We start from the raw sequence: 13,345 nt of genomic DNA on the forward strand, positions 1-13,345 counted from the left end.
CAGAAAATACAAAATACGCCTCGCGCTACATGACTGAGACAGCCACACTACTGCAAAGGTTTTGCGATCCCGTTGAGGAAGAAGGTTAACCGCGTCGAAGGCATGTTTTCGACCTGCGCACGCAATGTACGCAGGTCGAAAAAGACTTAATCCAGATCGCGCGTTGCCTGCACCTCGGCGTCGCCACCATGGCCGAGCGCCTTACGGATACCGGCGCCATAGGCTGGATCGATGCGGTCGAAATGGACCAGGGCGCGTTCGATAATGAAGGCCGGCACACCCTTCATCGACCCGGCAATGCTTTCGCACGTCCTTTGCCGTTCGCCCGCATCGAAGAGGCGGAACAAATTGCCGGCCTGGGTGTAGTCGTCATTGCCCTCGCGGTGATCGTAGCGGTCGGCATCACCGGATATCTTCAGCGGCGGTTCGCGATAGTCCGGCGCCTGGGCCGGCCCGCCGAAGCTGTTGGGTTCGTAATAGGCGTCGGGATTCTTGAAGTTGTCGAAGAAGCGCATGCTGCCATCGGCGTGGTAATGGTTGACCGGGCACTTCGGCGCATTGACCGGCAGGGCCTCATAATGCGTCCCCAAACGATAGCGGTGGGCGTCGGCATAGGAGAAGATACGGGCCTGCAAAACCTTGTCGGGCGAGAAGCCGATGCCCGGCACGATATTGGACGGCGAATAGGCAGCCTGCTCGATCTCATTGAAATAGTTATCGGGATTGCGGTTCAGCTCCATAACCCCGACCGGGATCAAGGGATAATCGCCGTGCGGCCATACCTTGGTCAGGTCGAACGGGTTATAGGGCGTGGTATCGGCTTCCAGTTCCGGCATGATCTGCACGAACAGGTCCCACTTCGGATACTGGCCGGCTTCGATGGCGCCGAACAGGGCCTCCTGATAGGTTTCGCGGCTTTGGCCGATGACGTCGGCGGCCTCTGTGTTGGTATAGTTGACCTTGCCCTGACGCGTCTTGAAGTGAAACTTGACCCAGAAACGTTCATTGTCCGCATTGATGAAGCTGTAGGTGTGCGAACCGTAGCCGTTCATATGCATCGGCGACACCGGAATGCCGCGGTCGGACATCAGGATGGTGACTTGGTGCAGGGCCTCGGGGCTTAGCGACCAGTAATCCCACATGGCAGTCGCCGAGCGCAGATGCGTCTTCGGGTGGCGTTTCTGCGTATGGATGAAGTCGGGGAACTTGTACGGATCGCGGATGAAGAAGACCGGCGTATTGTTGCCGACCAGGTCCCAATTGCCTTCCTCGGTATAGAATTTAACGCTGAAACCGCGCACGTCGCGTTCGGCGTCGGCGGCGCCTAACTCACCGGCAACCGTCGAGAAGCGCGTGATCAAAGGCGTCGTCTTGCCGACCTCGGCGAAGATCTTGGCGCGAGTATAGGGCGTAATATCGTGGGTGACGGTGAAGGTACCGTGGGCGCCCCAACCCTTGGCGTGGACAACGCGTTCGGGGATGCGCTCGCGGTTCTGGTGGGCCAGCTTTTCGATCAGCTGATAGTCCTGCAACAGGACCGGGCCGCGCGGACCGGCGGTCAGGCTGTTCTGGTTATCGGCGATCGGCGCGCCGGCGGTCGTGGTATGGTGGAAAGGGCATTTGGCTTCGGACATGGTGGGCTCCTTGGGTGCCCCGTCACTGTCACACGTCCGACAAAATAACTAAAATCGATTATAATTGTTTTTAGTATAAATTTAATTTATCGCAACTCGACCAATCCCTGATGACATAGTTCACGAAACCTCAACCTTTTCAGTCAGGAAGTGGCGGCCTTCTCGGTCCTCGATCTCGACCACCCACAGATCGCTGTCGTACTTGACCTGGCGCGCGATCCAGGCGTCGAGGTCGCTTTCGATCACGGTATCGTTAGGCCGCATCCACACGGTTTCCTCGCCCTTTTGCGCCTCCCGCAGCACATAGGCTTCGCGCGTTCGCATATTGACAACCTTGATCAGGACCGAGCCGAAATTGCGTTCGCCGCGCCGCGCGATATAGGCGAAACTGCCCGCCTGCTCGACCCGGCGCAGCAGCGCGCCGACCCAGATGTCCGCCGATAGTATCAATTGGTTAACCCTGACTGGCAACGCCATCTAAAGCGCTATGGCGTACAGTGCCTGAAAGACATCTCCGGCAAAAGCGAAAAACCATGATCTTCTCCCCCGTCCGCCGATACGCGCCGTTTAAGGCCGCATTCGTCGCCGTGGCGGCCCTGGTCGGTTTGAGCAGCCTGTCTGCCGCCGAAGAAGTCGATGGCCTAACCGCGACTGTCCTCAAACGCTATTACTTGATGCAGGTCGATGCGCGCTGTCACTTGCTCGACGCCACGACCTCGCTGGCCCTCAAGGCCGGCTTTCTGCAAGCGCGCAACACCGCCATCCGCAACGGCAAGGACATGAGCGTGCTCGGGCCCTATCTCGACCGCGTCCGCGCCGTCGCCGACCGTACCGACTGCGCCTCGCCGCAATTGTCCGCGGAGATCGCCACCGCCAACAGCGCCGTCGGCACCTACCGCGCCATGCCGCGTCTCGACCTCACCGCCGGCCGCGCCGGCTGGACGGCCGACCGTTCGTTTGCCACCAAGTCACAGTGGCGTCTGGTGCAATATCAGGATACGCCCTCCGCCAACATGGCGCTTGGCCTTTACGGCACCCTCAGCGGCAACCATTTCGCCGTCATGGCCCATTTTGCCAACGGCGAAAAACCCTACAGCGCCCGCCTGCTGGTCCGCGATCCGCACGTCATGGGCAGCGGCCTGATCAATCCCGCCGCCTATGCCTTAAGTGACACCTTGCCGCTGGGCTTCGACAACAGTTTGAGCTTCATTGCCCGCGCGAGCAGCGAACAGCAGGCCGAGTTACGGCCCACGGTCAAGACCAATGGCGCCGGCTTTAGCCTGACCGGCGACTATGTCGGTGCCCAGGGACCGGAGGATGCGTTTCGCTTCGATTTCCCGACGGCGTCCTACCGCGCCATTGCCGTGCTCGACCCGCGTGAGGATATCGTGGTGGCGTTCGACTTCCAGGACGGCACGCGCTATGCCCGATTCGAAGTCGGCGATTTCATTACGGGCCTGAGCTATGTGGCCCTCCCATCGCCATATTCTTAACGCTCAAACGCCGCTAGGCTCGCCGCCTCGGCGGCGGCGGGCACTTGCCCTTGCCAAGTCTTTAAGACTTGGAAGTCCGTGACCTAACTCTTCGGCGGGCGGATGACGAAATCGCCGAAGCTGCTCATGGTTTCCGGCGTATAGGTATAGTCCTCGAGCGGATTGATCGCCGCCCGCGCCTGGGCTTCCAACGATGCCCCACCTTCCGCCGGCACCACGTCATTGGCGGCTTCGGGCAGTGACGACCGCCCCAGGGGCAAGGTCACGCGCACCGTCGTGCCCTCGCCCAGCCGGCTGCTCAAGCTCATGCGGCCGCCGTGCAGGTGCGCCATGGCCTTGACCAAGGACAGGCCCAGTCCCGTGCCCATGGCCTTCTGCTCGGGCGTGCCCGACTGCTCGTAAGGCTGGCCGATGCGGCTGAGATCGTCGGGCGCGATGCCAATGCCGGTATCGGTAATGGTGATCTCGACCTCATCTCCCGTTTGTTCGAGGGTCAGCATGACGTCGCCGCCCCTCGGGGTGAACTTGACGGCATTGGCCAGCAGGTTGAGGCAAATCTGCTTGATGGCGCGTTTGTCGGCCGTCACCGTCACGGCTTGGGCCGGCATCTGACTGACGATTTCGATAGCCTTTTCATGAGCGCCGGCGCGGATCAGCCGCAGGGCCGCCGATACGGGCTCGCGGATATCGAAGCTTTCCAGGGTCAGTTCGTATTTCTGCGCCTCGATTTTCGACATGTCGAGCACGTCATTGATCATGTCGAGAACGTGCTGCCCCGACTCCCAGATCAGTTGGGCATACTCGGTATACTTGGGCGAAAGCTCACCAAACAGACGCTGGCGCATGATGTCGGAAAAACCGATCACGGCGTTCAGCGGCGTGCGCAATTCGTGGCTCATATTGGCAAGGAACTGCGTCTTGCCCTGGTTCAGCGATTCGGCCTCGGCACGCGCCGCCTCCAGCGCCGTTTCGCGGGCATGCTGCAACGATCCGTCACCGAGCACGCCGTAAAGCCGGTTGTCGGCGCCGCGGCGCAGGCTGAGCAGGACATATTGGTCCATGGCCGTGTGCGGCGTAAAGCCGACATTCGCCCGGCCCTGCGCCACCGCCGTTTCAAGCGCCGCCTTGAGCGCCGGGCGATCCGGGACATGGGCCGCGGCCACCAGCCCCAGGGCCATCATCTGTTTGAGATCGAGGCCGGTCGGCGCCTCGCCATAGGCGGAGACGACCTTGCCGGTATCGTCGAAGCACAGGATCAATTGCGGCTGCTCGGTCAGCATTTTTAGCAGCCGCGCCCGGGCCTCCTCGGCATCGTCGGCGCGCGCCGTCCGCGCCCGCAGGACCGGCAGCAGGGCGACACCCAGCCCGACCACGACCGAGAAGCCGGAAATAACCGACAGCCAGAAGCCTTCCTGCTCATCGGGAACGCGCACATTCTGCCAAACGCTGATGACGATGGCCAGCAGGCAGACGACAAAGGACAGGGTCGCCCCCAATGTAATCAGCACGCGTTGATTCAGTACAATGCCCGCGACCAACGGCATGATGATCCAGAATGACCCAGGCCCGGCAATCCCGCCGGTCAGGGAGACGGCGATCAGGACGCAGAAACTCCACAGCCACACCATGCCCTGGCGCGCGACCGCGTCGTCGCGGCTGAGCAGCACGATGGCGCTGGCCCCCGGTACGGTCATGGCGACCAGGGCGGCACCGGGCAGCAGCGAAATCGGCAAAAACAACAGCCCCAGCAAGCCGGCCAGTGTAAAGGCTGCCCAAGCCAGGTGCCAGACCAGCACGCTCAGCTTCAGGCCCCGGCTCGGCTGTTCGCCGGCGGGGTTGGCATCCTGGAAATAGGCTTTCAGCGGCACGCTGTCACAGAATCCTTGTTACACATTGGCCTGATTGGGATCACACAGGACCGGAAACACGACGACAAGCAAGTCCCGTGCCTCAGAATCCAATGATTTTAGTCTGTCCCACCGGAATTACGAAACGTCTCGCGCCACAAGCGAACTGGTCGCCATGGCAGAGCTCCGCTATCCCGCCGCTACCCTGCCATGATTCACCCGCTTCGGATACGTAACCGAAGCTTAATCTCCAAGCGGTACAGTGACGATTCCGAGCCGTCTCCAGTGTGTGCCATGTCCCTCGCCCAGCCTCAATCCGGCCCGCTTACCAGCCAGCCCACCAGCCCGCCGGACGGTGCGCCCGTCAATCCGGCGGAAACGCCGAACTGGAAACTGGAAGCCCTGCAAAGCAGCGACAAGGACCTGGCCAAGCGCGCCTTCCTGCGCATGGTCAGCCACGAACTCAGGACCCCGCTCAACAGCATTATCGGCTTTTCGGAAATTCTCAGCCAGCAACTCTACGGTCCGCTCGGCTCGCCGCAATATGTCGAATATGCCGGCATTATCCGCGACAGCGGCACCAAGCTGCTGGCCCTGTTTAACAACTTTCTCGAAATTGTCCGGCTGGAGGGTGGCGGCGACCTGAAGCCGACGCTCGAGCCCGTCCTGCCGCAACTGGAATACGCCGTCGCTAAGGTGCGCAATGTCGCCGCTGCCCGCGGCGTCCTGATCAATATCCGGCTGATCGATGACGAGTTGTCAGCCATCTTCGATCCGCGCGGTCTGGCCTCGTGCCTCGATCAGTTGCTGCACAACGCCATCGACTTCACGGCTACCGGCGACACGATCGAGCTCGACGCCCGCCGCCGGCGGGACTTCAACCACGATATGGTCGATATCAGCGTCTTCAACCGCGGCGACGCCCCGGATCCGGCCGATATCGACCGCCTGATGCGGCCATTCGAACAGGGCGCAACCGCCCACAGCCGCACGCGTGAAGGCGCCGGCCTCGGCTGGGCCATCGTCAAGCTCAACTGTCAGGCCATGGGTGGGAATTTCGCCGTCGCCAGCCGCAAGGGCGAGGCGCTGAAGGCTATTCTGCGCTTGAACGGGGCGGGTTAGTGGGCTTATAAGCCCCGCATGTCAGCGCCCTTCCAAGCCCGCCTCAATGATCTTCTCGAAGAGTTCGAACTGTTCGACGACTGGGAAGACCGTTATCGCTATATCATCGATCTCGGCAAGGATTTGGCGCCACTGAAGGCCGAAGAAAAGACGGACGCCACCAAGGTTTTGGGCTGCGCGTCGCAGGTGTGGCTGGTGATCGATCCGGCGGCGGAAGGCATATTGCGCTTTCGCGGAGATTCCGACGCCTTTATCGTCAAGGGCCTGATCGCCATCCTGATCCGCCTGCTCAACGATCTATCCTATGCCGATATCCAGGACTTCTCGATCCGCGACACGCTGAACCAGCTGGGTCTCAATGAAGCCCTGTCGTCGCAGCGCACCAACGGCCTGATGTCGATGGTTGAACGGCTAAAGAAGGCAACGGCCTGATCCGCCCTACTTTGCCTGGCTGAGCGCGTTCGCCGCATTGACCAGTTGAATATAGATCGAGCCTTCGGGGATGACATATTCGTTTTCGCCCCAGAAGAAGGGGTAGTCCTCGCGGTTTTCGGGATAGTCGGGTTTGATGATCAATACGCCCGGCACCACGCCGCCGGCGATAAAGGTAAAATCGGCCCGGTTGTTGCCGTAAGCCACCTCTTTCGACTGAGTGCCGACTCCGGAAACGAAGGACAGGTTTGAGCCCGGATGCGTACCGTAAATGTAGTCGAGCCCGCGATAGACGGCGTCCGTGCCGATCACATCCGGAAATACCTTGTTCAGGGCCGCCGCGGTCAGGGCATAGGTCATGATCGTGCCGTCGCCGGCCCACCCTCCTTCGGTTATCGGCACACCGAATGGATTGGCTGTCGCCATCCTGTCAGCTTCGGCCTTATAGGCGACCACCGCCGGGCGTACCTTGGCCTTGAAAGATTTCGGCATGTAGGGGATGGCGCGAGCGATCCATTGCGCATTGGGCGCGAATTTCTGTAACACCTGGGGCCACAGGGCGTCGATGCGAGCGGCGTAGACAGGGTCCTTCGTGGTGATCAACAGTTCCACGGCCGCCGACAATTCCTCGGTCGTCAGGTCGCCCCCGGTGACATTGCCATGGCGGAACAGGTCGGGCGCGTGGCTGTGCTCTTCAGCCCAGACCTTTTGGGCGATGCTCAGAGACTCGTCGGCCAGGCGGTCGTTATAGCCGCGCAAGGTCCGCGCCGCGGCGGCCAGGCCGGCGATCGAACCATAGTTGAGGGCCGAGGATTTATTGGTGAACGCCCAACGATCGTCTTTCAAACCGCTGCGGCCGTCTTTTGTCTCATCCCATTTGAGCGCAGGATCATAGATCATGCCGTCGGTCTTGGTGACGGCATCGCCAAGGTGCGGATATTGTGTCAGGTCGGGCTCGACAATTCCGTTGATGGCGTGGCCGACGGCGCGAAATTGCGCCACCAACTGGATCGTACCGTGCTCGATCTGTTGCAGGACGTCGGGCTTGCCGTCCGGGACATGCATGGCGACCGAGCGGTGGATTTCGTCGATCGCGGTTTCGTCGCGGTCGAGATGATACTTGTCCCAACTATCGGCCAACTGCTGGACGACGGCATACTGGCTTTGGGTGCGGATGTCGAAGTCGCCGGCGTCGAACCAGCCGCCGACATTGAGGCCCGGAATATGTTCCAGGGCCTTGAATTGCGTATCGGTCCCACTGTTGGAACCATAAAGGTCGAGATGTTCGTTATTGGGTGGGGCCTGCAAGGCGTCGTCACGGTGGCTGTCGCCGTGCCAGACGCGGTAGCCTTCCTTGACGTACATATGGTCCATGGCGACCGGAAAATAGACGTCGTTGGTGGCATGCCAGGCGTTGGCATAGATGTCGCCGGCGATGCGGAAGGTGGCCGTGCGTTGACCGTTATATTCGATCTCGTAGAGGCCCGGCTTGACCACCGAACTGAAATCGAAGGTCAGGTAATTGTAACGCAGATATTGGCCCCACGGCTTGACGACAGCGTCGAAAGCATCGCGAGTCGTGCCGTCAGCAGCAACTTCGAGCAATCGGGCCGTTGCAGCCGGGGTGTCGTTGGTATCTAGCTCGATGACCGCCACCTTGTTTTGCGCCGGGACGTAACCTAGCTGCGAATGCGCGATATTGGGCGTGCGCACCCAGTTCGGTATCGAGCTGGCAGTGACCTGCCACTGCATGACGGTTCCGGTCTTGCCGGCTGGCAGGACAGTGCGCAGGACGTACCAGCCGTTTTGTGCCTGGTTCCGGCCGTCGAACAGACTGATGTCCCCATCGGTCGAGGTGATCGTGACGCGCTGCATGTCGTCCTCAGGCGCTAGGACGAAGCTCTTGCCGGTGGCCAATGGCAAGGCTGTGGTTTCGGGTCCGGTTTGGGGGGCGAATCGGGTGTCGCTCTCGGTCGCCATAGGCCCCGAGGGATAGAGCGGGAAACTGCCCGCCGTGCCGTCGACGAGATAACTCTTGTGAGCATAGGCCGACGGTACGAATTCGAGATTGAAACCGGCGCGACCGGCCAAGGCGTCAGGCACCGGCGTGTCGAGAATGACGCTGACCGTGACGCCGTCGCCGTGGGCCTCGGTGCGGATCTTGTAGCTGAAGTCATAGTCGGCGTATTTGAGCGTCGTTTCGATGACGCCGTTGGCGGCGTCGACCTTGCGATCCGTCATCAGACCAATCAGGTCCCATTGGCCAGGAGTCGGGCTCATGCGTACATCACCATTGGTGGCGGTGCGGATACCATGATGGATCAGCTCTACACCACTGATCTTGGAGTCACTGAACAGGCCGTCATACCAATTGCTGAAGACCAGGACATTGACACCCCTGCCCGTATAATAGCCCTTGTCGTTGATATGCAGGGGTTCGGCGGCGGCGATGCCCGCCGTAAGCGCCAGCAGGCTGACGCAAGCGCCGATCAGGCTACGGATAGGCATGACGATATCTCCCTGACATTTTTTTACAGGCATAACACCGGCGGATAGGTCAGACCAGAGAAATGTTAGCGCTAACTTTTTCTACTCGGCCGCCGTAGAGCTCGCCGCGTCGGCGGCGGCCGGACTTGCAAGATCGCATGGGTCGCGATGTGAGGTTCAGGTGTTGGGTGACTTGCCTGGAATTCAGGACGCGGAGCGGATGCCTGACTGCAGCAGGTCGATCTTGCCGATAAGGGCATCGTGGCCGAGAATCATATCGACATTGACGCCATCCGACGCCAGGGGCAGACGCAGCCAGAACAAGCTCAAGCCCTGCGCCCCGCGCCACGCCATCGAGTGAAGACCGACATTGGGCTTGGCGTTTTCGACGACGAAGGTCAGATGTTCAGCCCAGTATTGCGCTTCCGAAGCCGTATAGATGGTGTTGAGCGTCTTGCCGGTAATTTCCTCGCCATAGGCGGTAAACAGTTCCGTCCCGGCCAGGCGCTGACGGAAGGATTCGGCATCGTTGTCGGGGTGAGGCTTGAGAACGTCGATCAGACTGATCGTGGGCAGGCGGCGCTTGATGGCGGCAGGGTCGAGATCCTGGCGGGATGGCAATTTCCCGCGCCGGCGCAAACTCTTCCAGTAACGAAAGATATCCTCATGCGAGCGCAGGGCCGCCAACATTTCGGAAGCTAAACCAGCCATAAGTAAAAGTGCACCAGCCCCTTTTGCAAAACGCGTCTAAACTGGTTATCCAGCGGAGGGCGGCTTGCATGTTACCAAAAAAACGAGAACAAGTCGCGAACACTTAAATAAAATCTGCAATATTGGCGTCCGTGCCCGCGAATCACCTGAATTCACCTTCTCTTAACTGGTGAATCCTTGGCAAGCGAAAAAGGGTTAACGCTAACTTGACGAGTCAAATTGGCCACAGGAATTTTTTGCCGGGTAGCGTGCCACCAAACGCAATGTGTTTGGCAAGGGCGGGCGCGCTCCGGCGCTGCCCATGCGCCGTTTGAGCTTAAGACAACAGACAAGAAAAAAGCCCCGGTCGCGAGACCGGGGCTTTTCGAACTCAGTGAGCGTAATAGCTTACGCCTTGGCGCGGGTCGTTTTGCGCGGCACTTGACGACCGCCTTGACCCAGGCCCATCTGCTTGGCGAGGTCCGAACGCGCCTTGGCATAGTTCGGGGCGACCATCGGGTAATCCTTCGGCAGGTTCCACTTGGCGCGATAGTCTTCCGGGCTCATGCCGTACTTGGTGCGCAGGTGACGCTTCAGCGACTTGAACTTGCGACCATCTTCGAGGCAGACAATAAAGTCATTCGAAATCGACTTCTTGACCGAGACGGCAGGTTCCTTGGGGGCTTCGACCTTGGTTTCTTCGCCGGTCGAAATCGAGTTGAGCGCAGCGTAGACGCTCTGGATTAGCGAAGGCAATTCACTGGCCGGCACAGAATTATTACCGACAAAGGCAGAAACGATATCCGCCGTCATGTCTAAGGTATCAGTCTTGGTTTCCATTATACTATCCCGTCTGAACAATGCGCTTTACCTAAGCCAAGGTCGGGGAATATTCAAGCCTAAAGGAAAAAAAATTAACGCCTCGACAGATGAACCACGGCATTTACTTGCTTTGGCCGCTACAGAGGTGGCGAGAAAAAGGCCAAAGTCTTGGCTAAGGACAATTAGACGTTGTTGATATCGACCCGATCAGAATTTCAGGTCAGGATTTCAGGTCCTGGGCGAAGGCCAGCATGGCGGCGCGCTGCGGAACACTCAGCCCGTCGAGCTCAATTTCTTCGCCGCTGCTGAGGGCGCGCAGCATGACATGGGTCAGGGCCGACGACAGCGACCAGTTCCAGTAACGCAGGACGGTTTGCGCCCGATCGACGGCCAGGATGTCGTAGGTCAGGATGACTTCGGCGAGATGCGGGTGGGTGAAGCCGTCCGGACCGCGCATCGGCCGGCGCAGCGCCTTCCACAAGGCGCGTAGGGCGCGTTTGCTCAAGCCCGTCGCCTTGCACAACACGGCCAGCCCCTCGCCGCCGCGGTCACGCAGCAATTTAGCGCCGGTCGACGGCTTGATACCGGAAAGATAGGCGATTTCCTCGGCCATTTTCCGCGTCATGCCGGCCTGGGCGGCGTCGGCAATGGCGGCTTCCAATGATTTATAGGGGCTTTTCTTCAAGGCTTCACGGTTGCGCTGACGCCGTTCGATGAACTGCAACGCCTTGCGTGACATCGGGTCTTGCCACTTTTCCAGCGCGGCCAGGGCGAAAACGTCGGACGCCATATCCTGGAGGATTTCGCGATTGACGCCGAAGCGCGTCAGAATCTGGCGTCGAATGTCCGATTCCGCCCACCAGAACAGGACATAGGCCGAGGACGGCCGCAGTTCGGGGCGCTTCATGATCAACGGCACCAGGCCGGGCTCGTTCTGACTCATCGCCACGACGGTTTCGATGGCGGTTTGCGACAGGGACGATTTGGCATTGCGCAGCAGGGCTTCGACAACCTGCTGGCTTCCGCTGTTGATTAGGGTTTCCCCGATGATGGCCGGAAGGTTCTTGCGTCCTGCCAGCAGAAGGCGGTGCTGGAACTTGCCGTGACGGGCGCAGAAGAACAGATCGGAATCGTTGAGCGCTTCGCAATCCTCGATCATCGGCCCGGCGACATTGATGTCGTCGATGATCAGCAGGCGAATCAGTGAATTGGGGACTTCGGCCAGAACGCTGAGGCGGCGCGACACCCTGGCGCGGTCGGCGGTGGCAGCTTCGCGCAGCATTTCGACCAGCAGGTCGGCGGTAACAGCGCGCTCAAAGGCGTTGATCCGGCTTTCCGGCAGACAGACGACGTCGGCCAGGCGCCGCATCAGGACGTGGCGGGCCTGGAATTTCGGCTCCGGCGGCAACTCGGTCAGGTCCTCCGCCAAAGCGTCCAGAGGACTGGCCGATTCGATCGCCTGCGCCGACCCGACGGCAGGTTCAGAAGCCGGCACGGCCTCCGCATCCACGGAGAAATCGTTTTCGATCGACGAAGACAAGGCGTTGCTCAACATATCGCCATCTTGGACTCGATCCGTTAATCTTTTGTATAGACCGGTTAAGCCTGGGATTTACGGGCCCTCCGCCTTTAATACAGACCTCTAGGCAAGAGCCTTGAGTCGAATAATAGCCGGCAAGCGCCGCAGGTATACTTCATACCTGCAAGCGCAGACTGCGTATTAGGCGACCTAGGATCGCCGCCTAGAGGCCGTCGAAGAGGGCTGTGCTGAGGTACCTCTCAGCGAAGCTCGGAATAATCGCCACGATGGTCTTGCCGGCATATTCGTCGCGGCTGGCCAGGCGGAAGGCGACTTCGAGCGCAGCGCCCGAAGAAATGCCGACAGGCAGGCCTTCCAGTTGCGCCGATTTACGTGCCATGGCGAAGGCCGCGTCGTTGGAGACGGTTTCGACGCCGTCGATGACGCTGCGATCGAGGATGGACGGCACGAAGCCGGCGCCGATACCCTGGATCTTGTGCGGACCGGGCTCGCCGCCCGACAGGATCGGCGAGGCTTCCGGCTCGATGGCGATCATCTTCACGCCGGGCTTCTTGGCTTTCAAGGCTTCGCCGACCCCGCTGATCGTGCCGCCCGTGCCGACGCCTGAGACGACGACGTCAACGGCGCCTTCGGTATCGTTCCAGATTTCCTGGGCCGTCGAAATGCGATGGATATAGGGATTGGCCTCGTTGTCGAACTGATGCGGAATGACGGCGTCGGGTGTTTCGGCCAGCAATTCCTCGGCGCGGTTGACGGCGCCGCGCATGCCCTTTTCGGCCGGCGTCAGCTCCAGCTTGGCGCCCAGCAGCAACAGCATCTTGCGGCGCTCGATCGACATCGATTCCGGCATGACCAGCACGACCTTGTAGCCCTTGGCCGCGCCAACGAAGGCGAGCGCAATGCCGGTATTGCCGCTGGTCGCTTCGATGATGGTGCCGCCGGGCTTCAGCTTGCCTTTTTCTTCCAGCCATTCGATCATAGAAATGCCGATACGGTCCTTGACCGACGCCATCGGATTGAAGAATTCGAGCTTGGCCAGGACGGTCGCCTTGGAACCGAGCGCCTCGGACAGGCGTGGCAAGCGAATCAGCGGGGTGTCGCCCATGGTGTCGAGAATCGAATCAAAAATCTTGCCGCGGCCCGCGCGGGCGAAACGAGGGATTTGGCCGGCTTTGGGGCTGTCTGCTGAAGGCATGGGGATTTTCCGTAAATGTCGTTTGAAGTGTGGGAGTTACGCGGGACGCGAAGGGATTTTGCTGCGCACGTGCGCTCTTATAA

At 60.3% G+C, this 13,345-nt stretch carries 11 protein-coding genes; 3 read left to right on the forward strand and 8 right to left on the reverse strand.

The features are described from left to right. Positions 1–146: 146 nt before the first annotated feature. The gene (locus tag AC1DX3_RS18015) at positions 147–1,634 is read right to left on the reverse strand and encodes a catalase (protein ID WP_476990712.1); all 1,488 of its coding nucleotides are present in this window, start codon (positions 1,632–1,634) and stop codon (positions 147–149) included. Between the two features lie 120 nt (positions 1,635–1,754). Further along, positions 1,755–2,084 carry a DUF1491 family protein gene (locus AC1DX3_RS18020; RefSeq protein WP_476990713.1) on the reverse strand — a complete coding sequence of 110 codons (330 nt, stop codon included), beginning with the start codon at positions 2,082–2,084 and terminating at the stop codon, positions 1,755–1,757. An 83-nt stretch (positions 2,085–2,167) separates the two neighbouring features. Between AC1DX3_RS18020 and AC1DX3_RS18025 the strand changes: the two genes are divergently transcribed. Continuing rightward, complete coding sequence (locus AC1DX3_RS18025; RefSeq protein WP_476990714.1) at positions 2,168–3,127, forward strand: hypothetical protein; 960 nt, start codon at positions 2,168–2,170, stop codon at positions 3,125–3,127. Between the two features lie 83 nt (positions 3,128–3,210). Here AC1DX3_RS18025 and AC1DX3_RS18030 read toward each other — a convergent pair whose 3' ends face one another. Next, the gene (locus tag AC1DX3_RS18030; protein WP_476990715.1) at positions 3,211–4,995 is read right to left on the reverse strand and encodes a sensor histidine kinase; all 1,785 of its coding nucleotides are present in this window, start codon (positions 4,993–4,995) and stop codon (positions 3,211–3,213) included. Positions 4,996–5,268: 273 nt separating this feature from the next. On the opposite strand from AC1DX3_RS18030, the gene AC1DX3_RS18035 reads away from it, so the two are divergent. Both AC1DX3_RS18035 and AC1DX3_RS18040 read left to right on the forward strand, forming a co-directional pair. After that, positions 5,269–6,096 carry a sensor histidine kinase gene (locus AC1DX3_RS18035; RefSeq protein WP_476990716.1) on the forward strand — a complete coding sequence of 276 codons (828 nt, stop codon included), beginning with the start codon at positions 5,269–5,271 and terminating at the stop codon, positions 6,094–6,096. An 18-nt stretch (positions 6,097–6,114) separates the two neighbouring features. Next, a complete protein-coding gene (locus AC1DX3_RS18040) occupies positions 6,115–6,528 on the forward strand; it encodes a SufE family protein (protein WP_476990717.1) in 414 nt (137 codons plus the stop codon). 6 nt (positions 6,529–6,534) lie between these two features. Here the strand turns inward: AC1DX3_RS18040 and AC1DX3_RS18045 are convergent, their stop codons facing one another. The 5 genes from AC1DX3_RS18045 to cysK form a co-directional block, all read right to left on the reverse strand. Beyond that, complete coding sequence (locus AC1DX3_RS18045) at positions 6,535–9,036, reverse strand: glycoside hydrolase family 9 protein (protein ID WP_476990718.1); 2,502 nt, start codon at positions 9,034–9,036, stop codon at positions 6,535–6,537. 183 nt (positions 9,037–9,219) lie between these two features. Then, positions 9,220–9,726, reverse strand: a complete 507-nt coding sequence (gene mopJ, locus AC1DX3_RS18050) for a motility/cell cycle regulatory protein MopJ (protein WP_476990719.1) — start codon at positions 9,724–9,726, stop codon at positions 9,220–9,222. Between the two features lie 387 nt (positions 9,727–10,113). Beyond that, the gene (locus AC1DX3_RS18055) at positions 10,114–10,545 is read right to left on the reverse strand and encodes a Ros/MucR family transcriptional regulator (RefSeq protein ID WP_476990720.1); all 432 of its coding nucleotides are present in this window, start codon (positions 10,543–10,545) and stop codon (positions 10,114–10,116) included. Positions 10,546–10,747: 202 nt separating this feature from the next. Next, positions 10,748–12,082: a DUF2336 domain-containing protein gene (locus AC1DX3_RS18060; protein ID WP_476990721.1), complete on the reverse strand. Its 1,335-nt coding sequence runs from the start codon at positions 12,080–12,082 to the stop codon at positions 10,748–10,750. A 187-nt stretch (positions 12,083–12,269) separates the two neighbouring features. Continuing rightward, a complete protein-coding gene (gene cysK, locus AC1DX3_RS18065; protein WP_476990722.1) occupies positions 12,270–13,262 on the reverse strand; it encodes a cysteine synthase A in 993 nt (330 codons plus the stop codon). Between the last annotated feature and the right edge of the window lie 83 nt (positions 13,263–13,345).

It is taken from the genome of Asticcacaulis sp. P2_B1 (assembly GCF_056404915.1).